Raw genomic sequence first — 23,353 nt, forward strand, 5'->3', positions numbered from 1 at the left:
GGTTAAATAACAAAGCTCTACTTCACAATAATTATCTTCTTTCCATAAACTTTTTTGCCCAGCGTTACCCGCAGCACGTAAGTACCCGGCAGTTGCCCGCCTGTGTTAACGGCTGCGCTGAAGTTACCCGCAGCAATAGTTTGCGATTGCGCGTGCACTACCTGGCCTGCGTTGTTTACTATCTCTATTTTAACATTCCCCGCTTCTTTGGCTACAAAAACAACGTTCAGGTTATTAATGGCCGGTATCGGGAAAAGCGTTAGCCCTATATCGGTACTCTTATCAGGGTTCTTGGCTACCAGCGCAAAATTGTAAGCATCAGATCGGCTTACGCAGCCTGTTTCAAGCGTTGCCTCTACCGTGTAGTTGCCGCTTTGTATAGGCGTGTAGGTAGCTGCAGTTGCACCGGGTACTGCAACGCCGTTTAAAAACCATTGGTTACCATCGGCAAAGCTCGATGTAAGTACATCTCCCGTTTGGGTAATAACCGGCTTACCTACCGTTACCGGCAAACGCTCCGCCGAAGGGCAGCCCATACTTTTCACATGCAAGTCGTAAAAATAGTAGTAGAAGCCTTTGTAATAGGTGCTATCGTTAGCGTTGTTAGGGTTTTGCGCATCATTACCCAAAATGCTGAATATATTGCCAAGTTTAAACGGATAGCCTGTAATGCCGGCATTATTGCGAAAGACAGTTACTGTATTATCATACGATGGCGTAATAGCATAGGTACCTGCTGTAGGCAGCGTTAGGTTAAGGTTTACAATGGTACCCTGGTCGTTAGCATCATCTGTTTGCCCCCCTGCGCCGGGTGCAGTGCGCGTTGCATCAGCATTAATGGTTGTTGATGATACCGTTTCGCCATTGGCATTGGTTACTGTAAAGGTTAACTTACCGGCATTGCCAAAATACATCCGCGCTGTTTCTAAAACTACCGGTACGTTGGTATACACTATTACCGAGGGGCCAAACTGGTTGTACCCTCCGCCTGAAAATACATTTTTGGTAGCAGGGCCGATGTTGCCGCTAAAATCATTTAACCCGGCGTAATAGGTATTATTAACGGGTGTGGTAGTTGTATTGGCTATAGGGCCGAAGGTAAGCGGCAAAGTGGCTGTTGGCGATGCATACCATAGCAGTTGCCCGTCGCCGGTGCCGTTGAGCTGGTACGAGTTGGTGTTGCTGCAAAGGTAGGCGCTCAGGGTACCTAATGCGGGCGGCAGGCTAATGGTGATGCTGCCGGTGGTTTTATCGTTATCTGCAATTGGGTCGCCGGGCAGATGGGTTTCGGCGCTGATGGTGTAGGTTGCGCCCGCTACCGTGTTAAATTTGCCGCTCAGGGTGAAATCAACTTCATCGAGCGGGTTAAGGGTTCCTGTATAAGTTTCGTTAAAGGTTGATACCGTGTTATTAGGCGAGGTAACAGTAACGGTTACCGGTATATTACTGATAGCAGCACTGCCGTAGTTTTTTAAACGCACCACTACAGCGGTAGCCACAGCGCATGATGTACCGTCTTCCGCATTAACAATGGCGGTTACACCTGCATCGGCAGTGGGTTTTAAAAATTGTACGCGGTAATCCTGCGTTTCGCCTTTGGCATAATTGCCGCAAGCGCTTATGGTTGCTGCATCCGAAGTTTCGGTAAGCACTACCCTAAGCAGCGTAGCATTACCCGGAATTACTGTTAAGGGCACTGTAATGTTACCTGTGTAAGTGGCAGTACCGTTAACCACGTTGGTAGTAGCCACCAGTTCCGAGGCATCAAAAACACCGTCGCCGTTCCAATCGGAAAATATTTTGGCGGCTTTATTAAAGTTGTTGCCGCAAGTGCCTAATGTAATGCTGAAGGGGTAGGTTTGGGCTTGCTCCAATTGTATAGAGAGGTTGGTATAATCTGAATACCCGGTGCAACCCGCAGCAGGTGTGTTGTTAACGTTTGCCAGTGTAAAATTATTTACCCGCGAATCGGCTGTTGAAAGTGGTGCCGAAGTGCAATACGCCGCCCCGCCAACACCGGTAGCAATAAGCGAGTAAGCCTGGCTGCCCGACGATAGTGTACCTTTATGCGTTACCGTAACGGTGTAAGTTTTACCGGGTGTTACACCTGCAATATAAACCTGCTCAATATTATCGCGGATGTTATCGCCGGTGGTGGCTACCGCCGAAGGGTTATCGGGCGTTAGTACATAAGGGCGAAAGGTGGTAGTACCATCGCTTACGCGGATATCAAGGTCGTTTACCAGCTTGGGGGTACGGCTATTGATTGTACCATCGGCTGTGGGGGTGCCTTGTGGGTCGGTCCAGGAGATGGATACCGCAAGCGGCCCGTTGCCTGACGCTGTTACGGTGAATACTTTGCTCTGGCCTTGCGTTAGCGTATTCTCGCTGATGAGGCTTTTGGTACCATTATCGGTAATGGCTTGTGCGGCGGCGCGCATGTTAAGCAGGCCCCAGCCATAAATATAATCGGGGCCAATGTTGCCTGCATCAAATGCGGTATGGCAGGCAAGCCCTTTCAGCGTAGCTGCCCGCATAAAAGCTCCCGAGTTTTTTTGCGCATAATATTCCTGCAACAAATACAGCGAACCAGTAACACTTGGGGCCGACATAGAAGTACCCGATAGCGTAAGGTACGAATTTGGGCTGCTTACCCCTGTAGATAGCACGTTTTCGCCATCGGCGACGATATCGGGTTTTATGCGCCCATCGTCTGTAGGCCCCCAGCTGCTGAAGTAAGATACCGCCACATCGGTACGGTTAACCGGCCCGTTTGGTAAAGGCGAAACTGCACCAACCGTTAAAATATTTTTGGCCGTGCCAGTGGTGCTGATGATATCGTACCCATCGTTATTACTGATGTTTGCCGGGCGCGGGCCTTTGTTGATGATGGAAGTATTGGTTTTGGTGGCATAACCATAATACGTTTGCCCAACCGCCGGGCCGTTGCTGGAGCGGCTGTTACCTGCCGACTCCACAATAAGGTAATAAGGCGCATTATAGGCTACCCTATCCCATGCTTGCGTACGTGAATCGTAAAAGCCAAAGTTGTAATCAACCGTATCGCCGGGCAGGCCGTACCATTCCCAGTGGCCCGTGCTGCTATCGTACTCCCAGCCTGCTACATCGCCATACGAGTGGTTAGATAGCAGCATGCCTGTGGCCGCCGCAGCGCTCATTTCCGAAACATCGTTATCAAAATCCCACGACGATAGCACGGGGGTATTGAAGGCCATGCCCCTGGCCGGGCCGTAAACGCCTTTGGCTATCATGGTACCGGCCACGTGTGTGCTATGGTCGAGCACCGAAGCGCCATCTTTAGAAGTTATCGTTTTGCCGCCGAACTCTACATGCGAGCTATACACCGAGCCACCATCCCATATACCCAGTTTGTTGTTCATGTAGGTGCTGCTGCCCGATAGGTTAAGCCCCAGTGCGCCACCCGGTTGCACGGCATTAGTGCCAATGGTAGCTGCCGAAATAGTATTGTTATGCGTAACCAAATACACCGGGAAGCCCAGGCTGTTTATTCCCTGCAATGCTTTAAGGTTGCCCGTACGCGTTTTACTGCGAATAGCCCACCCCCGGCTTTTAGCCATTGAAATTGCTTTTTGCTGCCCCGCATCAAATGCCTGCGCCGACTGTACAGACATACGATCGAGTTCTTGTTTTTTATTGGCATCTACCAGCGGGCGCTGGGCGTAGGCCGGGGCCATACAGCATAACAAAACAATACTAAACAACCATGCTGCAGCGCGCTTTCCCGTCATAACAAATTAAGAGTGATGTATCTACAAGTTTGCACAATTATCGGCGGATTATAAAATGGAAACGAAGACGATTTTTTGTTGGCTGAATACCTGGAAAAAGCAAAAATCATACTCCAAATATGTTTAAACAATAATAAGCGGAAAACAAGATGTGGAAAGCGCTTTCGAATTGGCTGCTTATTGGGGATAAAATTACCAACAAAAGGGCACGTATTACCCAATAGTTAAGGCAGTTAAACTGTCGATTACTGAAATATGAGCAAACCAACAAAACATAGTTTACGTATACAGCAATAATGCCCTTTTATGCGTATTTTAGGGCGATTTGCACTGTTTTTGTGTTATTTTCGCAGATATTAACTTTAATCTCGACGGCTTTGAAAAAACTGTTACTTTCTATCTCAATGTTAGCTGTATGTTTTATTTTTCAAAACAATATAGCTTACGGTCAGGAAACACTTTATTCCTCGGGAGGGAACAACTTTTACTATAACACATTTGATAATAGTTCCTATAATTCATTCGTGGCAGGGGGTACCACAGCTGCCATGGGATTTTCAGCGGCTGCTGCAGGAAACTTAAATCAAGTATCCGGCACGAGCGTAAGTGTTCAATCTACTACCACTACATCGGGTGCGGGTTCTATCAGCTATTCTATATTGCCAAGTGGTACAAACCTTAATGGCGCCAGCTATGAGTGGTCGTTACTTTACCGAACCACCACCACGACTGGTAATATTGTGGATCTACAAAACGGTACTCCCGCTTCCAACAGAGCGGGGTGGCGATATTGGTTAAACTGTACTGATGCTGTTCCAACTTCAACATCGCAAGGATTTTATGTTACTCAAATTGGCAATGCGATAGTAGTAAGGGCCAGAAACAGTAACTACAATACCGATATAATATCTTACACTTTACCTACCACCACCACTACAAACCCGGTTTACAATATCAAAGTACAAAGAAAGTATCAAAGCGGCACTGTCTACTGGTACTTAGCAGTTGGCGAAAGTAATGCTACCACGCCCGAAACCTATATTTCCGCCGGTTTTAACGGTTCCTCGGTTACACAGTATAACACTTATAATTATACTGTATTAGAAAGCTATTCGAGAATCGCCACGAACGGCATTTTCAGATGGGATGACCTCAAATTATATACAACTGTTTTAAACGTAACGGGCTTAAATACCGCAGCCAATGGCATAACTCAAAGTAGCACATTATATACCGGTTCTTCTTACGCTCTTTTTGGATTTGATGTAAACCCCAGAGGGCTAACGTATTTTGAACAACAAAGGGTACTAGTTTCAGGTATAGATAATATCAGTAAGCTCTTTTCGAGTTTTTCACTTGTGCTGTCTACCGACAATATTTATTCCTCAGATGACGCGGTTGTTACTACCACTACAGATATAACATCCAGTGCGATTCGCTTCGCAAACTTTAAACAAGGCTATGGCACTTCCGACCTAACCAGCCATTACTATTATTTCTTAGTTGGTACTGTTAAATCAAGCATTGCAACGGGCGACATGGGTTCAAATGTGCAATTTAAATTTGATTCAGGCGGCAATGCTACCGATGGCGCATTTGTGAATAACTCAAGTGCACCTTATACGCCATACTACTCATTCAACAGCTGGAATATAGTGAACAGTATCACGTATACTTTTGGCACACCTACCGATTGGACCGGCGCTTATAACACTAACTGGAATGACTCCAGGAACTGGAGCCCTGCTGCTGTACCAACCTCCTCAACATTGGTGCGTATTGGAGTTACAACCGGTACCATTACAGGTTCTACGGCAAGCGGAAGTTTAAATAACGGATCCTCAGGAACTTCGTTTATCTCTCAACCCACAGTAAATGCCAGCGCAACGTGTGCGCAGATCATTTTAGGAACAGCAAAGGCAATTACCCTAACCGTAACAAATACACTTGCCGTTTCGGGTGCTATTACCCAAAATCATAACACTACCACCAGCAACGTTACTACTACACTTACGGGCGGCGGTACCTTAACTGCATCATCCTTTACGGTTGGCGATGCCAGTACCCCGCCGGCTCCCAGCGGAGAATCGTTTTTTGGAACCGGTGGGCCGAAAACAGTAACAACCACTATTAATTCTGATGTAACTACCATGACCATAAGTGGTACAATTAATTTGAACACCACTTCTTCTGCGTTAGGTAATTATACTACTTTTTATATTCCACAAACAGGTTATTCGGTAAACAATGCCTATTTCTATCAGAATGGAGGCACGCTTACTGCAGGTAATTTAACTACAACAAACACCAGTTATACGGCAAATAACGCTGCAATATTTAGTACCGATAATACCAGTGCTAATACTACATTAAATTTGACAGGGGCTACACCTATTTCTGTAGCAACAGGCGGAACCATAGACTTTACGAACAACGGCTCAGGTACAGGCACCGTGAATTATTCCGCCACCTCCGGCACTCAAACGGTTTACACAACAGCAGATGCTATAGGGGTAGTAGATTACAACTATGATAACTTAACCCTATCGGGTGCTGCCGCAAAAACCGTAACCGGTGGTGCACTTACCGTAGGTGCAGCTATGAATACCAGTGGCGGTGCCGTTAGTTTGGCTAACAACCCTACCATTACCGTAACCGGTAGCTGGGCCAACTCTGCCGTAGTTACCCAAAACACCGGTTCAATAACCGTCGCCTCGACTACCAACAATGGCACTTTCAATGGCGGTGGCGGCACGTTTACCACATCATCAGGATTGCTCATCAATAACGGTACTTTTAATGCAAGCACCGGCACAATAACCACAGCGCAAACTTTGAATAATCAGGGCACTTTTAATGCAAGTAGCGGCACTATAGCAGTAGGCACAAATTTCAACAACAACACCAGCGGTGCCATTTTTAACGCTGGTACCGGCCAAATAACTGTTACCGGTAACTTTACAAACAATGGTACCTATACAGGCTCTACCGGTAATATTGATGTAAACGGCACAACATTTACCAATACGGGCACACTAACTTTAGCTGGCGGCACTGCAAACATTTCTTCTACAACTTTTACCAATACAAGCCCGGGTACTTTTATCGCCAGTGCCGGTACGGTAAATTTTGACCGTGGTAGTACACAAAGCATTATCAACACCAATACCGCAACACCGGTTACCTTTCAAGATCTCACTTTTAGTGGTAGTAATACAAAAACTTTTAACCCCACTCCCGCCAGCCAAACGGGCAAGTTTAACGTTAACAGCACCGGCACTATAACACTTTCGGGTACCGCAACGGTAGCAGCAGGCGACGGTTTTTTAACGCTAAAATCTGATGCAAACAGTACTGCAAGGTTGGCGCAGCTTACATCAACCAATAATACCATTTCGGGCAACGTAAATGTAGAGCGTTGGTTTACCGGCGGCGTTGCAGCCAACCGGGGCTGGCGTTTGATGAGTTCGCCAGTAAATAATACAAGCACTGCGCAATTAGCAGCTAACGGCAGTACTGCAACCTCGGCGGCATTCAACTTTAGTAGTTTAAAAACCAATATGCTTGTAACCGGCTCGGGGGGGAGTGGCCAGGGTTTCGACCAACCTACCGGCTATACGGCCAACGGCTCAACTATTTTGTTCTACACCCAACTAAGTACAGGCTATGGGTCCAGGTTCGACGGGCCCGCATCAATAATTTCAACAAGAGGTGTTGGTAGCGGTTTTTACTTTTATTTCAGGGGCGACAGAAGCAATGCTACCGGTAAACTAATTAGAACCGGTAACAACCCCTACCCGGCACCCGAGGCTGATGTGGTAGGTTTACAAACCGGGTACTTAAACCAGCACTCATTCAGGTACGCGCTTGGTAATATTGGGCGTAAATTCAATTTGGTTGGCAATCCATATCCTTCTTCTATTGTGCTACCCGCAGCAAATATGGTAGGCACTACCGGTTGGGTTTATACGTTTGCGCCCGGTGGAAATTCTATAGGCACAGGTAACCCGGCCGCCGCTGTTACACTGGCCAGCGGGCAGGGCTTTTTTGTGGTAGCTAACAACAACACTACTTATATTAACTTTACCGAAAGCCTGAAAACCGCCAGCCAACCTTCAGGAAGCTCGTTATTAATGGGCACCCCGCTTGATACCGAAGAACCGATGATCACCCTGAAAATGATACAGGATGATAACAATTGGGATATCTCGTACCTGCGTTTCCTGGATAGCTATAAAGATACTTTTTACGACATGGAGGATGCCGAAGACTTTGACGGCCCCAACCAGGCGACGCTTTTCAGCGCATTAACCAGCGATAAAAAATTGGTAGCGGTTGCCTCGCAACCTTTAGGCAAGCAACGCACGTCGGTATTTTTAAGCGTAGATGATACCGCTACAGGTATTTATAAAATACAAAGAACAGGTTTGGTTGGTATACCCGCCGAGTTTGATGTTTACCTGATGGACCACTTTAAAAAGGATTCGTTAGACCTTCGCGCCAACGATACGTACAACTTCAACCTTGATAAAACCAACCCGGCCAGCTTTGGTACCGAAAGGTTTGAAGTTGTTATCCGCAAGAAAATATTGCCTCCTTACAAACTGGTATCGTTTACCGGTAAAAAGGCCGGCACTAACGTAACGTTAAGATGGGATACCCAAAACGAGTTTGACTACACCAGCTTCGAGCTGCAAAAAAGTACCGATAATAAAACTTTTGACGCGGTACGTAATTCAAGGTCAACTTCATCAGGTACGTATACCTACACCGATAACTTTTTGGCCACAGATACCCAACCCATTTACTATCGCTTAAAACAAACCGATATTTACGATAATGTAACGTATTCTAAAGTTGTTATTATTGTCACCAACGGCGATGGTAAACTGAGCCTTTACCCTAACCCGGCAAGTAATAGCATACAATTTGTATTGGCCAAGCCTATCAAATCAAAGGTTAACTTAAGAATATATAACGCCATGGGTATATTGGTGAAAACAGGTACCTTTGCATCCGAGACCGGGCAACAGGATATCTCATCGTTAACAACAGGTAGTTACACCATCGAAATAGTAGATGCCAGCACTAAAGAAACTGTGCTTACCGGTAAATTCGTAAAACTTTAATATATATGTGGAAAAGGCTTTGTGCGCTGATAGCTGTTTTAGTATTAGGAACGTTTAATAATTTGGTACTTGCCCAGTGTAACGAGGTACCAAACCCCGGCGACCCAGATGACCCGGGATATGACCCTAACGGTTGCCCGGTGCCACTTGATACATGGGTTATAGTATTGGTTGTAGCAGCCTTCGCTTACGGCTACTACAACCTCAATAAAAAACAAAAGGCCCTAATGGCCTAAACGGTTTTCCGTAGATATTCTATAAAAATATAAGCCTGTTCATGAACAAAATGAACAGGCTTTTTTTATTCCACTAATCCTCTGATATACTGCTAAATACCTCCACTTCTACTGTTAGGCTACTTCTCCCCTCTTATTAAACCGAAACATTCCACCGACCTTTACGTACTCCTTATAGGAATATTTGGTTAAAATTTGCCAGCATATTTATGTATTAACCAGCTGTTCTGTTAGGGAATCCCTTATTAATTAAGCCCGACAAGAGAAAGATTTTGAGAATTAGCATTGGCCTTAGTTATGAAAAGATGTTTTACCCGCTGCCTGGTGGTATTGCTTTTTTTATTGGCATTTAACCCCATAAAAACCTATGCCCAGGATGGCGACCCGCCTGAGGACGGCTGCGATATTTACGATGGCTGCCCTGTACCATTGGATACCTGGGCCTGGTTATTGGCCGGTTCGGCTGCTGTTTATGCGTTTGGTAAGCTTAATAAACATCAGCAGGCCTTACCCGGAAAAAGGGATGGGCATACGATACCACAACATTGCAAGCAGATAAAAGAGCAGTTGAGCATTCAGTAGTAAAATTATGGCAACATTAAGGTTTACCCATTTAAATGTACGCTACACTATTTGCAACTGTATAAGGTTAGGTAAAAGGCTGCAAACAACATGCCTTATGCTTGCCGTTATCGTGGCGGTATCTTTAATGCCTTCCAAAGCCAACGCCGCCGTTTATTACTGGACAGGCAACGGCGGCAACACCGATTGGAATAATGTTAACAACTGGTATATATGGCCATTTCTGGGCGTTTTCACCGGCTACCCCGGCGCGGGCGATGATGCGTATATTGGTTCTTTTACTCCCATACTGGGCACCGATGTTTTTACAGGGCCATACTCGCCCACGGTTAATGTGGCCACAACCTGCCAGCGCGTATACGTTGGCCAAAATAAAGCAGCCACTTTAACGGTATCATCGGCATTAACATTAACAGGCGCTTTTTTGGCTACAGATGCGCTAACGGTTTACAGTGGTGGCACCGTAAATGCAACAGCAAACATTACCATATCTGCCGGGAGCAATGTATTCGCTAACGCCGGTGTAGTCAATATCAGCGGTGCTACACTGGCTTTAAGTGGCAGCAGTTCGTCGTTACAAAATACTTCCACCGGGGTAATAACTATCAACGGCACCTCTACGGTAACATTTGCCGGCAGCGCCGTTATCACCAATTCAGGCACTTTTAACGCGGGTACATCGGGATCGCGGTGTACACTTAACCTAAGCTCGGCAAGCAATTCCGTTACCAACAACAGCGGCGGCTTTTTTAATTTGGGTTCCACATCCATCATCAACCTAACGGGAAATTCGGCACGAGTTACCAATAGCAGCGGCGGGCGGTTTACCCTACAGTCGGATGCCTTGGGCTCGGCAGCCATAGGTAACATAAGCGGCAGCAGTGCAGGTCTTACGGGGTATTTTGACGTTCAGCGCTTTTTTACGGGCGGTGGGCTTACATCCAACAGGGGGTACCGCTTGCTTTCGTCGCCGGTTAACCAAAGCAACTCCACAACATCTACCAGTACATTCGGGCTTAGCTATCTTAAAAACCACACATATTTAAATATAACCTATACAGGTGTATTTACAGGAGGCACAGGTGGCACGGGCAGCGGGTTTAGTGGCACCAGCCTTGGCCCAAGCATTTATTTGTATAAAGAATCGCTCGCGGCCAGTAACACCAGCTATATATCGGGCAAGCATGTGGGTATAGCTTCTATCGCTGTAACCGGCTCGCCCACCAGCACTACTACCGGTACGCTATCTACCGTAAATACCGTGCATGCTACGGATGCCGCCGTAACCGGGCTAAACATCCCTATTGGCAATGGCTACCTTTTTTACTTTGTGGGCCCAAGTACCCGCACCACAGGCAGCGCTACCGGTGCCCCCCCGGTAGATGCCATTACCACCGCCAACGGCTATATAAACCAGGGCAACTTTGTGGTACACTTATGGTTTAACGGCACGGGGGTAAACACGCTATCGTACGCCGCGCCCGGTCCCGGTATAAAAGGTTACAATATGCTGGGCAACCCCTACCCTTGTACTATTGATTTGGCTACGGTTATAACCGATAACCCCGGGGTTGATAATTTCTATTTGCTTAACCAGCGTGCAGGCGGAACCAACCAAAACTATGTGGCTTATTCTAAAACCGGCGGTAATTCATCCCCACTTGCACAGCAATATGTGGTAAGCGGTGGCGGTTTTTTGGTGCACGCCATAAACGGTTCGCAAACTTTCACATTTAAAGAAAGCCAAAAAGTACCCACTATTAACCCAACGGGCACCGGCCTTATTATGAGTGCCCCCAAAGCAGAAATACTGGCGGTGAACGGCCAACTTACTAATGCACAACAACGCACCATGGCCATGCCCGCGCAAAATAACACTGCACTAACCGGCTTGTACATGAAAATGGAAAAAGACAGCCTGAATTTTGACTACTGCGGAATTTACTTCGGTACTAATTACGATGCAAAATTTGAAGACGGGGATGCGCGGTATATTAACGGGCCTAATAATGTGGTTACCATGGCAAGCCAATCGGCAGATGGTATTAGCAGTGCCATTAACAATATGCCCGACTACCACGCAGGCGGCCGTATAAAGCTAAATGTGAATGCCGCTGCTACAGGCCTCTATAAGTTAAAACTGGAAGGCGTACGCAATATTGATACCCTGTATGATATTTACCTGATGGACCGCTACATGAACGATTCGTTAGACATACGGCGGCACAGGGTTTACAATTTTAACCTAAACAAGGCCGACAGTGCTACTTTTGGCGCCAACAGGTTCGAGCTCTCCATTCGCCGCAGGCCCCTGCCCCAATACCTGCTTACCGATTTTTATGCCGCTAAAGTGACCGGGGGGATAAATATTACATGGAAAACCCAAAACGAAAGCAATTACACCGGCTTTACGCTGGAGAAACAAACCCGCGGCAGCAACGAATATACCTCCCTTTTTGATGAGCAAAGCGACGGCAGAGGCGCATACAACACCATAGACCGCCAGCCAACCTCCGGCAACAACGTGTACCGCCTCAAACAAAACAATGCCGACGGGCGCATTAGTTATTCGCAACCAATTACCATTTTTTACGATAGTCAGGCGGGCAACGGGCTTATCAATGTGTTCCCCAACCCTACCGCACAAATGATAAATGTGAGCATACCGGCAACAACAGCGGCGCAGCAAAATTATCGAATGAGGGTGTATAATTCGACGGGCTATATGGTAATGCAAAAAAACACACCGAACAATAACTGGACAGAGAACATAGCCGATTTTCGCCCCGGCGTATACGTGGTAGAGGTGATAAAAGCTGATGGCAGCACTTTAGGAAAGGTAAAATTCATTAAAAATTAACCCCTTATGCAATGGCAACCGCAAATAAAATACCCTTATGGCTGCTTGTAGCGCTTATATTGCTTACAGCCCCCATGCTTATACAAGCCAAGTATGTACTGCCCGTGGCCTGCAGCATGTGCTATAGCTGCACAGCCGGAGTAGAAAATTGGGTACTGGTTACCGGCATGTTAACTTTTTTTGTGCTGGTTTACTTGTCTGCCAAAAAGTAAAGCCCTTTTAGCTTTTACACCAAAAGGGCTTTTATATATTTCAGAATGTATGGGCTTTATGATTTCCTCATCGGCGGAGCCAAATCCAATTGTTTTATAATGCCTTCTACTACCTTTGGTATTTCGCGCAGGGTGCTTTTTGGGTTGTGCAACTCACCAACGCCGTAGCCGCGCCATACCAATACGTTGGTTTTAGGGTCTATTAGGTCGATAATGATGGTACCTTCTTTATACGGCACACGGGCAGGGTAAGCGCCGCCGCCATAAAACGGATAGCCGTAACCATAATAGCCATAGCCAAACGGGCGATACCAGCCATAACCAAAGCCACCATAATAGCCGCCATACATTGGAGTGTAATAATAAGTGATTTTGGTACCCTTACCCGTTGCAGTAGCGTAGCCTACCAACAGATCCGGGTTTTGCTCATCAAGCGTTAACCCTTTCCCTATGAGGGCCTCTTTTGCAGATTCTTTTAGTTTACCGTTACCAATTTCGGTGAGGGGGCGCCATTGCTTGCTGCTATCGCGCTTCATGGGCGCCCAGGCAAAGGTGTGGTAACTGCTAAGGTTTGTTTTGTTTCCGGCGGCAGTATAATAATTGTAACTGCTGCAGGCCGAAAGTGCCGATAAGAAGGACACCGCCAGCACGAGGTAAAGATATTTTTTCATGGCAACACCTTGTATTTATAATGCTTAGACTACGAAATGTAGAATGGTTTAATGGGAAATAAAAAAATATTCAATTAAATATCGAACACCAAATTCCGAATATTGAATTTCAAAGTTCAGGGGCCTATACTTCTATATTCGGCGTTCAATATTCATCATTAGATATTAAATAGATCTAAGAAAGGTATTTCCCAACAATCGGCATCCTCCTGCCCATACCAAAAGCCTTTGGCGATACGCGCAGTATAGGCGGTGTTTGGTAGCGCTTATGCTCTGCAATGTTTACCAGCCTAAGCACTTTACGCACAACCGCTTCATCAAATCCGAGTTTTATGATCTCTGCAGATGAGCGCCTGTTGAGTATGTACTCGTACAATATCGCATCAAGTATATCGTATTCGGGTAGCGAATCGGTGTCTTTTTGATCGGGGCGTAACTCGGCAGATGGTGGTTTTACGATAGTATTCTCGGGGATTATCTCGCGTTCTTTATTTATCTCGCGTGCCAGCTCGAATACTTGGGTTTTAAACACATCGCCTATGACAGATATACCGCCGCACATATCGCCATACAAAGTACCATAGCCTACAGCTGCCTCGCTTTTGTTGGATGTATTCAGCAATATATAGCCAAACTTGTTGCACATAGCCATCAGCACTACAGCCCTACTGCGCGATTGTATATTTTCTTCGGCAATATTAAAGGGCAGCCCGTTGAATTGCGGAGCAAGCGAACTCTCGAAAGCTTCCGTAATTTTGGCAATGGCAACCAGTTCGCTTTTGCAGCCCAGGTTCTTCACCAGGTCCTCGGCATCTTTTACAGAGTGGTCGCTGGAGAAACGCGAGGGCAGCAACACCGCCATCACATTCTCGGGGCCAAGAGCCTCGGCGGCTAAAGCACAAACTACAGCAGAATCTATCCCGCCGGATAAACCCAAAATGGCTTGTTTAAAGCCTGATTTTACAAAGTAATCTTTTATACCCAGCACCAGGCCACGGTGTATTTGCTCAATATCGCTTTCGCGTTCGGTACGGATGGTGGTTTCGTGCGCAAATGATACTGCGGCGTTGTCATCCAGATCGTAATAACGCAGGGCTTCTTCAAAGTAAGGCAATTCATCAACCAAATTACCTGCATTATCAAACACTAACGATCCGCCATCAAATATCAGTTCGGTTTGGGCGCCTACGTGGTTTACGTAAAACAGCGGAAGATTGTAGCGGCTTGCGTTATCTTTCAGTATTTCAATGCGCTCTTCATCGTGGTTATAAGCAAATGGCGATGCAGCAATATTGATCATCACATCGGGGTTCTGCTTTATTAACGAATCCATTGGGCGGGTTACATACAGCGGGTTTTCGATGGTGTTCCACAGGTCCTCGCAAATAGTAAGCGCTATGCGTTTGCCCTTAAAATCAATACAACTAAACTGTGTTGATGGCTCAAAATAGCGGTACTCGTCAAAAATATCGTAGTTGGGCAACAGCGCCTTATTCACTACAGCTTTAACCTGCCCGTTCTCGATGAAGTAAGCGGAGTTGTTCAGGTCTTTGCCCTCCGGTTTATCGTTAGGTGTGGGCAAGCCAATAATGCAGGCAATATCTGTACACTCGGCAGCAATGGTTTTGGCGGCTTCATCGCACAGGGTGATAAACTCGTTAAACTCCAAAAAATCGCGGGCGGGGTATCCGCAAACACATAATTCGGCAAACACCACCAGGTCGGCACCGTTTGCTTTAGCTTCGCGGATATGCTGGATGATCTTGCCGGTGTTCGACTCGAAGTTGCCTATATGGTAGTTTAGCTGGGCTAATGCTATCTTCATTGTTGTATGGTAGTAAGGGCTACGCGGTAATGCAAATAAAAAAATTATTTTTGCTAAAACGACAGAAATGGACTTCTATTCTCTTAAAGCAAGGCTTATTTATATTCTTTCTATCGGGCTGATACTATCTGCCTGTAACAAACATAGAAAAATTGATGTTAGCGATATACAGGTTGATGTAAAAATAGAGCGCTTCGACCATGATTTTGATTCGTTGCGCCTAAAACCGATGGACGAACAAGCCGGCGTGCTTTACAAAAAATACGGTGTGTTTTATACCGATTTTATTGAACGGATATTAAAGGCCGGAACCTCGCGCGATACATTGTACTATACTAAGCTGCGCGATATATTTGCAGATAAATCGTACGGCGAACTGAAGCATGATGTAGATGCCGCCTACCCTAACCTTGATAAACAAACCGAAGAGTTAACCGATGCCTTTAAGCATATTAAATACTTTTATCCCCAACAGCGCTTGCCTAAACTATATGCTTACCTATCGGGCTTTCAAACGCAGATAGCAGTTGGAGAAGGCTACTTTGGTATAGGCTTGGATCTTTTTCTGGGTGCCGATTCCCGCTTTTACCCCGCGCTTACCAATGCTTTCCCGCACTACATAAGCCGCAGGTTTACTGCTGATAACATTACACCGCGGGTAATAGAAGGCATGGCGCGCGAAGATATGTTCCCTGAGCGCGAGGCTGACAGAACGTTGCTGGCCAAAATGGTTTACAATGGTAAAATTATGTATTACATGGACCAGGTACTGCCTGATGTACCCGACTCTACCAAAATTGGCTATACCGATGCCCAGCTAAAATGGTGCGAAAGTTTTAAGGGCGATATATGGGGTTACTTTTTAGAAGAGAACCTGCTTTACGAAACCGATTACCAAAAACTTACCAAATACCTCAACGAGGCCCCCTTCACTCCCGGCCTTGGCGAAGAAAACGACTCAGCGCCAAAACTGGGTATCTGGACCGGCTGGCAAATTGTTAAAGCCTATATGGAGAAACACCCTGACATAACGCTACAACAACTAATGCAGGATAGGGACGCACAGAAGATATTGAACGAGGCTAAGTATAGGCCGAAGAATCCGTAGGCGCTGCGGGTAATGTAAAGATTTGGCAACTTTTGAAAAACTTAAATCCTCACCGTAAGCTGCACATCATGAGATCTTCGCCGCCAACAGGTTTAATTATCTTTATCTTACTTGTGTTTATATCGATACGGGCTGTTGGGCAAAAAGGCTATTTCCGGATAAAACCCATTACTAACACAAAATACACCGGTAAACTTCAATTTCCTATCCTGCTTAAAGACACATCAAAAGGGGTAGCAATTGAGAAAATAAATCAATTCTTGCAGTTGGCAGAGTTAGAACTACTAAATGGGCATCAGCACGATAATATTTTCGAAAAAGTAGCGGTTGGCAAAGTCGGGCTTTATGGAAACAAAAGCGATCTATCGTATTCTATCTATTCAAATAATAATAAAACGTTAAGCATTGGCCTGCAAGAAACGGCAAGCGGGATGACCATGCATTACTGGAGCAGTTATTATACCTTTAATTCGGGCAATGGGGATCTAATACAATTATCAGACCTGTTTACAAAAACAGGGTATCAACAATTCAGGAAGCAAGTGGTCAAAAAAGCCACCCGTCAATTAAAAGAACAAGTTGAGGAAATGGGCGATCAGGCCACATTCACATGGCTGACAGATGCTTTGGCTTCGTTGAAAGAGATAAATAATTTTGACTTTTACCTCCAACGCGACACAATTGTAGTAAACGCCGAAGCCATTCTTCCAAAGGAAGGCAGAGCGCAATTTGACATGCACCTAAAGTTTCATCTTTCTGAATTTAAACAATGGCTGGATGATCAAGGCAAATGTTTGTTCAATATCAACAAAGCGGATATAGCTTCGTATCGATGCCGGTCTCTCCCACAGCTTTTTGCAGGCAACATTGGCAAACACCGCATACTGCTTATCATAAGGCCAAGTTACGGCGATGAATATCAGGGAATTTATTGCTACGAAAAATTTGGCAAAGGAATTTATATGGAGGGCAAAATTACCAAGGGGCACATAACCATGGAGGAAAAAACAGAGGATTTTGATACACAGGCTACAATATCCGGCGTTTTTCGCCAAGACTCAATAATTGCTACATGGAAAAAAAACGGCAATTCGGTACGGTTGCCTCTCTTCGCTCATCGGAAGTAGATCGCAAGTTTTAATCGCAAAAAAAAAGCGTCGCCAGTTACGGCAACGCTTTTAAAATATATCACGATTAAATTTAATCCAGAATTTTAAATACGCCTCTTAATACTAAAGCAGAACCTATAACCAACAGTATGTTGGAAATGGCAGAAGCGTAGTGAAAATCGGCAAAGCGAAGGAATACGCCTAATAAACCTACAACAATTGCAAGTACTAAAAATTTATAGTGGCTTTCCGAGTTCGCGTTCTCCATTGATTGCATAGCAGTATTTGTTTTATGTTGCGACAAAAATAAAAATCTTTACCGAAAAACCGATAAATTTTTAAGCGTTTACGGCTTTTTTTGTCCAACCCTGCGGCAGGTTTTCTTCAATCTCGATATTCTCAAATTCGGCGCTCGCACGTGAGCCTACAACCTTGGCCCAGGCAGCCATTTTGCTGATGCCTTCTTTCAGGCTTACGTTTTGGCTTTTACCAAAAACACCGGCCGCTTTAGAGTGGTCGCTATGGGCGTGCATTACTTCTTTGCGGGCTTCCAGGTGGGTAACTTTTGGTTCAACACCCAATTCGCTGGCCACTACCTGCACCAGTTCGTTCACAGTGTATGGCTTATCGGCACCTACGTTAAATACTTCGTTGTAAGCAGCAGGCACGTTAACGCTATTGGCAATATGCGGCGCTACATCATCAATATAGCTAAAGGCGCGGGTTTGCTCACCATCGCCAAAAATAGTCATTGGTTTTTCCTGCATTATCTGGTTCATGAAGATACCGATAACGTTGCGGTATTTGTCGCCAATGTTTTGGTTTTCGCCATACACATTGTGCGGGCGGAAGATAACATAGTTTAAACCGAACATATGGTGGGCGGCTTTCAGGTCCATCTCCACAGCATATTTCGCTACGCCATACGGATCTTCGGGTTGTGGAACCAAATCTTCGCGCATCGGCAATTGGCCTGCACCGTAAACAGCTATAGACGAAGTGAACACAAAGCATTTTACTTTATGCAGTACCGATAAATTGATCAGGTTTACCGAACCAATAAGGTTGTTATTATAGTTGAACCTGCGGATAAAGTGCGATAAACCTTCGGCAGCATAGGCGGCCAGGTGGTACACATAATCAAACTTATGTTCCTCAAATAATTTCTCCAGCAGTTCGTAATCGTTTATCGAACCTTCAATAAACTCCACACCTGCGGGCACGTGGTCTTCAAAACCACCGCTAAGGTCGTCAAGTACAATTACTTTGTGGCCTAAGTTAAGGCAATGTTTAGCTACGTGTGAGCCTATGAACCCGGCACCGCCGGTTACCAGTGATGTTATCATAATAATATAGAAGTATGTTTAAAGTGTCAGTTCAAAAAATTTGGGGGCCTGCACTATTCCCATCCCGTCGTGCTCAAAGATGGCAAAAAAAATGCCAACGGCGCCCCTTACAACCTATTTGTTTGCGTCTACCGGCTGCGCCATTGCGGCCACGGCTTGCAAAAACCAAGCGGCGTGGGGGATCCATTGTTCGGTCCAACGCCACTCGTTGCCCGCCGCTTCGCGCTTAAAATCAATACCCGAGCCATCTGCACAGCCATCTTTACCTGTTACGCCGTTAGAAATGCCGCCACGTTCGCTGCCATGCCCATAGTTAGATGCCATATACGGCACATTATTTTTGCCGAAGCCATAAATAAAACTCATATCGTAAGGGTTGCAGCCCATTATCCACGATAGCTGGCGTTCGGCATAATCGGCAAGTGTTGCTTTTATTCCCCAATTCCCCTCGGCGGGGTAAACCAACCTGCCACCTACTACCGCAGCTGTAGCAAGTGAACCTAAGCGGGCGTTCTCTCCCTGCCACCACCAGCCCGTTTCGTTTTCATGAGGAATAAAAAAACCATCTTTCACTTTCCCCTTAAATAAAAAGCTTTGGCGGGCATAGCCAAAGGGATTGCTGATGCGGTTGGTAACAGCCAAATTGTAATCCAACGCCTGCTTAATGGTTTTTAGTGCGGAAACACGATAGGTTTCTTCTTTTTCCTTGCTTAGATAACGAGTTAAAGCCACTACCGGCAAGCCCGCATCTGATGCATGGAAGTATGGACGGTTAGCATCGTTAGATAGAAAATAACCCGCTGCCGTCATCCTGCCGTTTAGGTTTGCGGCGCGTTTGCGTGCTTCGGTGCGGTATTGTTCCTCGTCGGTAGCTATCCAAAGTTCGGTGGCTGCCATCAAGGCACAATAATCGTCTATAATATTTTCCTTGCCATCATCATCGTATTTGGTATTGTTGGCCAGAAGGTGGGCAAAGGCGCGTTTAGCACCGTCGAGATATTGTGCTGATGTAAAATCGCCATCCTTTTTCCATTGCGATATACGGGCAAGGGCAGCTATGGCCATGCCTCCACCCTCTCGGAAAGCACATTGGTACTGGTTAGTGGTAACACTATTAGCCAGCAAACCCACCACGCGGCGGGCATTAGGGTCTTTATTAAAATAGCTGAAAACGATCATGTAAAAATAATCGTCCTTGCTCAGGGCACGCATCATGTAATCGGCACCGTAAAGGGCTTCGGTTTCCAGCGAATCTTTAAGGTTCCATTTTTTGAGCAGGCCGGGGATGGCTTCATCAGCGCTAACCATGCTCCAGGTAACCAAGGGTATTTGCTGTGGCGAAAAGTAATTGGCATAGGCCAGGTGCGAAAAGTATTTGCTTACATCGCCTGAAGCATCGCACCAGCCGCCCCGCAAGTCTACCTTATCGTTACTGCCGAACAGCTGCATTTTAGCATCAGCCGCCAATTCGCCCGGGGTATTGGCGCGTTGTTTATTGTAATAATGAATAATGGCAGAAAGCGTGCGTTTGGCAACGGCATGTTCGCCTATCTCGAAGGGCGATGAGGTGTAAACCGCCCCGGCATATTTAATACGCAACCGGTATTTACCCGCCACCCGGAATGCCGAAAAGTTTGCCTGGAAGAACAATTTGCCCGGAGCCCAGTCGCTAATGGTTTCGGGCTCGCTTAACATGCCGGTATGGGCTACCCTGCCTGTAGCAATATTTACCAACTCAAAGGCGAAGGCTTTGGTAAGCTTACTATCGAACTGTACCACACCACTTTTGGGGCCATTGCTATCAAAAGCAATTTGGTTTACGTAGATAACGGGAGTAGCAAAAGCTGCAAAACAGGCGACTGAAAAAAGCAGGCTGAAGTATAGTTTCTTCATAGATAGGGCAGCCGCCGGGTGAGATGCAACGGCTGCCCTAAAAATAGCAACTTATTTTTTAATTGCCCATACGGAAACCGAACCGGCACGCACCGGAAATTCGGCCCAGCCTTCTTCGTTAATGGTTACCTCGGCATCGTGCTTGTTCAGGTAGTCTACAAATACTTTGCCTGCATGTGCTTTGCCTACTTCCATGCTTTTGCTGCACTCATCACCATTGGTTAATAGCACGGCGCAGCCCGAGTTTTCGTGCTCGCCGTCGCCTTCGCGTGTCCAGCCTATGCAGTTGGGGTTGTCGAAGTAATCGCGCTGGGTGCCGTAGGCAATATGCTTGCGGGTGTATAGCAGGCTTTCCATTTCGGCAACTGCGGGTAGTACCACTTCGTGGTCTTGCCCGTCGTCGCCTTTGTCGGTATATTTTGTACCGTACAGATCGGCATAGAAAACGCAGGGGTAGCCATGCTCGCGCAGCAATATCAGCGCGTAGGCCAGCGGTTTAAACCATTGCTCTACCGGCATGGCCAGCGATTGCAAAGGCTGGGTATCGTGGTTCTCTACCAGCGTTACTGCCCTTGATGGGTTTGCTGCAACAAGGGTATTATCGAATATTTTGGTCAGGTCAAAATCCTTACCGCCTGCCGATGCCTTGTGCAGGTTCTCGTGCAGCGGCGCGTCAAAAAGCGACAAGCGGCCTTCTGTTGCCGCAATGTATTCTTGCAGCAAGTCGACCTCGTAGCTCCAGTATTCGCCAACGGTAAACAATTCTTTACCGGTCTGTTCGCGCAGGGTATCCAGCCAATCGTTATAAAAATCGTAGGAGATGTGTTTAATAGCGTCCAGCCGCATCCCATCGAACTGCACGGTATCATGAAACCATTTGCCCCAGCGTTTCAACTCATCGCGCACGGCGGGGTTGCGGGTATCAATATCGTCAAGCATCAGGTAATCGTAATTGCCGTTCTCGTCGCCAACTACGTCTTCCCAGCCATCGCCATACTCATTCTGTATACTGTAAATGGCCGATTCGTTTTTGGCAGCATCATAATCAACACCGCTAAAGCATTGCCAGTCCCACACAAATTGCGAGTACTTTCCCTGCCTGCCGGGGAAAGTAAATTTAGTATAAGCCTCTATCTCGAAAGTTTCGCTGATGAACTCGTTACGGTCGTCGGGGTTTACCTTGCGTACGGTTACTTTTTCCTTTTCATCGGCACCGCCCATATGGTTCAGCACAATATCCATATAAACCGATAGGCCTTTGCTTTTGGCGGTTTGCACAGCATCTATCAGTTGTTGCTTGGTGCCATACTTGGTGCGCACGGTACCTTTTTGGTCGAACTCGCCCAAGTCGTAAATATCATATACATCGTAACCAACCGAATAGCCCCCTGCTTCGCCTTTATACGCAGGCGGAAGCCAAACCGCATCTATACCTATATTTTTAAGCCTCTCGGCATCGTTCTTTAAGTGATCGTATAAGCTGCCGTCGCCGGGGTAGTACCATTCAAAAAACTGCAGCATTGTAAAATTTTCCATAGATGAACAAGAAATTACATGTTTAAACAGCATACATAACTAAGCAACATGAAATTGGTTTGCGGTGCACTTTATTTGAACAACATATTTTAACAGGATTTTGAAGATGGAGGGATGAAGCAGGATTCTTCTCAGCGATTTTGAATCTATTGAAATTTAAAATAATCCTGTAAAATCCCTGCATCCTGTCATCCTGTAAAAACGCTTCAAAAGGTAATCGTAAAACAACCCGGTATTATCAAACATCTTGTTTACCTTTAATTATGGAAGACGCCGCCTTTATTTACCTGCAGTTTTTGCGAAATACGTTGTTGCCATTACCCGGCGTAACCGAAAAACTTTGCTTCGGCACGCCTGCGTTCTACGTAAACAAAAAGACATTTACCCGCATTTGGGAAGACGGCGAAACGCTGGTGGTAGGCTCCACCGAGCGGGATAACCTCATTGCCGCCAACCCCAACGTTTACTTTGTGACCGACCATTACCTCAATTACGATTACGTGCTGGTACACCTCGCCCAAGCCGACCCCGAGGAATTAAAACCGCTGCTTATACAAGCCTGGAAAAACAGGGCGACAAAGAAACTTTTGGGTGATTACACCGATAGGTAGAAATGATTCCACCGATTAAAAAAATCCTGTCTCAATCTTTAAATCCCTTAATCCTGTTAAAAAGGCTAACATCTCTAAATCTTGTTTGGCATCATCCTTGCAACCACCACTATATATTTACTTAAAAAACATAAAGTGATGGGCTTATTAAAATTTATAGCAATTGGTGCGGCCGTAGGTTACGGCGTAAACTACCTGATAAAGAAAAATGAAAACGGCCGTTCGGTGCTTGATGATCTTGTTGAAGATGCACCGCAATGGTTTGATAAAGTAAAACAGTTCGCCGAAGAAAAAGTAGAGCAAACTGTAAAAGCAGCACAGCCCAACGGCTGATAGCCAAGCCCCGGAAATATATTTCGGCGCACTCGCTAAAAGCACCTGCATTTATACCTGCAGGTGCTTTTTTGTTTATAAGCAACCGCACACAACTAAAGGGGGGCAAACCCGGGTTATTTAAACATCAAT

16 protein-coding genes are annotated in these 23,353 nt (G+C 46.0%); 9 read left to right on the forward strand and 7 right to left on the reverse strand.

The annotated features are described in order from the left end of the window. Positions 1-17: 17 nt before the first annotated feature. The gene (locus BC343_RS22240; protein ID WP_078349990.1) at positions 18-3,770 is read right to left on the reverse strand and encodes a S8 family serine peptidase; all 3,753 of its coding nucleotides are present in this window, start codon (positions 3,768-3,770) and stop codon (positions 18-20) included. A gap of 548 nt (positions 3,771-4,318) precedes the next feature. Here BC343_RS22240 and BC343_RS22245 point away from each other — a divergent pair. The 5 genes from BC343_RS22245 to BC343_RS22265 all read left to right on the forward strand — a co-directional run bounded on the left by BC343_RS22245 (position 4,319) and on the right by BC343_RS22265 (position 12,789). Then, positions 4,319-8,899 (forward strand): T9SS type A sorting domain-containing protein, encoded by a 4,581-nt coding sequence (locus BC343_RS22245; protein ID WP_143822310.1) that lies wholly within the window; start codon positions 4,319-4,321, stop codon positions 8,897-8,899. 5 nt (positions 8,900-8,904) lie between these two features. After that, on the forward strand, positions 8,905-9,135 hold the full coding sequence (locus BC343_RS22250) for a hypothetical protein (protein WP_078349992.1): 231 nt from the start codon (positions 8,905-8,907) through the stop codon (positions 9,133-9,135). Positions 9,136-9,432: 297 nt separating this feature from the next. After that, on the forward strand, positions 9,433-9,717 hold the full coding sequence (locus BC343_RS22255) for a hypothetical protein (protein ID WP_078349993.1): 285 nt from the start codon (positions 9,433-9,435) through the stop codon (positions 9,715-9,717). Between the two features lie 97 nt (positions 9,718-9,814). Further along, complete coding sequence (locus BC343_RS22260) at positions 9,815-12,577, forward strand: T9SS type A sorting domain-containing protein (protein WP_162276913.1); 2,763 nt, start codon at positions 9,815-9,817, stop codon at positions 12,575-12,577. Positions 12,578-12,588: 11 nt separating this feature from the next. Next, positions 12,589-12,789, forward strand: a complete 201-nt coding sequence (locus BC343_RS22265) for a hypothetical protein (protein WP_078349995.1) — start codon at positions 12,589-12,591, stop codon at positions 12,787-12,789. A gap of 56 nt (positions 12,790-12,845) precedes the next feature. Here the strand turns inward: BC343_RS22265 and BC343_RS22270 are convergent, their stop codons facing one another. Both BC343_RS22270 and BC343_RS22275 read right to left on the reverse strand, forming a co-directional pair. Further along, on the reverse strand, positions 12,846-13,460 hold the full coding sequence (locus BC343_RS22270) for a DUF4136 domain-containing protein (RefSeq protein ID WP_078349996.1): 615 nt from the start codon (positions 13,458-13,460) through the stop codon (positions 12,846-12,848). A gap of 175 nt (positions 13,461-13,635) precedes the next feature. Continuing rightward, positions 13,636-15,285 (reverse strand): NAD+ synthase, encoded by a 1,650-nt coding sequence (locus BC343_RS22275; RefSeq protein ID WP_078349997.1) that lies wholly within the window; start codon positions 15,283-15,285, stop codon positions 13,636-13,638. Between the two features lie 67 nt (positions 15,286-15,352). On the opposite strand from BC343_RS22275, the gene gldB reads away from it, so the two are divergent. Together gldB and BC343_RS22285 are read left to right on the forward strand one after the other, a co-directional pair. Then, a complete protein-coding gene (gene gldB, locus BC343_RS22280; RefSeq protein WP_078349998.1) occupies positions 15,353-16,393 on the forward strand; it encodes a gliding motility lipoprotein GldB in 1,041 nt (346 codons plus the stop codon). Positions 16,394-16,461: 68 nt separating this feature from the next. Then, entirely contained in the window at positions 16,462-17,520 is a 1,059-nt protein-coding gene (locus BC343_RS22285) for a hypothetical protein (RefSeq protein ID WP_078349999.1), read from the forward strand. 73 nt (positions 17,521-17,593) lie between these two features. Here BC343_RS22285 and BC343_RS31245 read toward each other — a convergent pair whose 3' ends face one another. The 4 genes from BC343_RS31245 to BC343_RS22305 form a co-directional block, all read right to left on the reverse strand. Then, positions 17,594-17,779 carry a hypothetical protein gene (locus tag BC343_RS31245; RefSeq protein WP_078350000.1) on the reverse strand — a complete coding sequence of 62 codons (186 nt, stop codon included), beginning with the start codon at positions 17,777-17,779 and terminating at the stop codon, positions 17,594-17,596. A 61-nt stretch (positions 17,780-17,840) separates the two neighbouring features. Further along, positions 17,841-18,848: an NAD-dependent epimerase/dehydratase family protein gene (locus BC343_RS22295; protein WP_078350001.1), complete on the reverse strand. Its 1,008-nt coding sequence runs from the start codon at positions 18,846-18,848 to the stop codon at positions 17,841-17,843. 114 nt (positions 18,849-18,962) lie between these two features. Then, positions 18,963-20,741, reverse strand: a complete 1,779-nt coding sequence (locus tag BC343_RS22300; protein WP_078350002.1) for a glycoside hydrolase family 9 protein — start codon at positions 20,739-20,741, stop codon at positions 18,963-18,965. A gap of 51 nt (positions 20,742-20,792) precedes the next feature. Further along, entirely contained in the window at positions 20,793-22,277 is a 1,485-nt protein-coding gene (locus tag BC343_RS22305; protein ID WP_078350003.1) for an alpha-amylase, read from the reverse strand. 263 nt (positions 22,278-22,540) lie between these two features. Between BC343_RS22305 and BC343_RS22310 the strand changes: the two genes are divergently transcribed. Together BC343_RS22310 and BC343_RS22315 are read left to right on the forward strand one after the other, a co-directional pair. Then, positions 22,541-22,888, forward strand: coding sequence for an MmcQ/YjbR family DNA-binding protein (locus BC343_RS22310; protein ID WP_078350004.1), 348 nt, complete (start codon positions 22,541-22,543; stop codon positions 22,886-22,888). A gap of 138 nt (positions 22,889-23,026) precedes the next feature. After that, positions 23,027-23,221 carry a hypothetical protein gene (locus tag BC343_RS22315; protein WP_078350114.1) on the forward strand — a complete coding sequence of 65 codons (195 nt, stop codon included), beginning with the start codon at positions 23,027-23,029 and terminating at the stop codon, positions 23,219-23,221. Positions 23,222-23,353 lie beyond the last annotated feature (132 nt).

Source organism: Mucilaginibacter pedocola, assembly GCF_002013915.1.
Classification (GTDB): domain Bacteria; phylum Bacteroidota; class Bacteroidia; order Sphingobacteriales; family Sphingobacteriaceae; genus Mucilaginibacter; species Mucilaginibacter pedocola.

What these genes read in the sequence shown, in the direction of transcription:
- BC343_RS22240 (WP_078349990.1), bottom strand. Translation starts at nt 3,770, where the DNA reads ATGACGGGAAAGCGCGCTGCAGCATGGTTGTTTAGTATTGTTTTGTTA.
- BC343_RS22245 (WP_143822310.1), top strand. Translation starts at nt 4,319, where the DNA reads ATGGGATTTTCAGCGGCTGCTGCAGGAAACTTAAATCAAGTATCCGGC.
- BC343_RS22250 (WP_078349992.1), top strand. Translation starts at nt 8,905, where the DNA reads ATGTGGAAAAGGCTTTGTGCGCTGATAGCTGTTTTAGTATTAGGAACG.
- BC343_RS22255 (WP_078349993.1), top strand. Translation starts at nt 9,433, where the DNA reads ATGAAAAGATGTTTTACCCGCTGCCTGGTGGTATTGCTTTTTTTATTG.
- BC343_RS22260 (WP_162276913.1), top strand. Translation starts at nt 9,815, where the DNA reads ATGCTTGCCGTTATCGTGGCGGTATCTTTAATGCCTTCCAAAGCCAAC.
- BC343_RS22265 (WP_078349995.1), top strand. Translation starts at nt 12,589, where the DNA reads ATGGCAACCGCAAATAAAATACCCTTATGGCTGCTTGTAGCGCTTATA.
- BC343_RS22270 (WP_078349996.1), bottom strand. Translation starts at nt 13,460, where the DNA reads ATGAAAAAATATCTTTACCTCGTGCTGGCGGTGTCCTTCTTATCGGCA.
- BC343_RS22275 (WP_078349997.1), bottom strand. Translation starts at nt 15,285, where the DNA reads ATGAAGATAGCATTAGCCCAGCTAAACTACCATATAGGCAACTTCGAG.
- gldB (WP_078349998.1), top strand. Translation starts at nt 15,353, where the DNA reads ATGGACTTCTATTCTCTTAAAGCAAGGCTTATTTATATTCTTTCTATC.
- BC343_RS22285 (WP_078349999.1), top strand. Translation starts at nt 16,462, where the DNA reads ATGAGATCTTCGCCGCCAACAGGTTTAATTATCTTTATCTTACTTGTG.
- BC343_RS31245 (WP_078350000.1), bottom strand. Translation starts at nt 17,779, where the DNA reads ATGCAATCAATGGAGAACGCGAACTCGGAAAGCCACTATAAATTTTTA.
- BC343_RS22295 (WP_078350001.1), bottom strand. Translation starts at nt 18,848, where the DNA reads ATGATAACATCACTGGTAACCGGCGGTGCCGGGTTCATAGGCTCACAC.
- BC343_RS22300 (WP_078350002.1), bottom strand. Translation starts at nt 20,741, where the DNA reads ATGAAGAAACTATACTTCAGCCTGCTTTTTTCAGTCGCCTGTTTTGCA.
- BC343_RS22305 (WP_078350003.1), bottom strand. Translation starts at nt 22,277, where the DNA reads ATGGAAAATTTTACAATGCTGCAGTTTTTTGAATGGTACTACCCCGGC.
- BC343_RS22310 (WP_078350004.1), top strand. Translation starts at nt 22,541, where the DNA reads ATGGAAGACGCCGCCTTTATTTACCTGCAGTTTTTGCGAAATACGTTG.
- BC343_RS22315 (WP_078350114.1), top strand. Translation starts at nt 23,027, where the DNA reads ATGGGCTTATTAAAATTTATAGCAATTGGTGCGGCCGTAGGTTACGGC.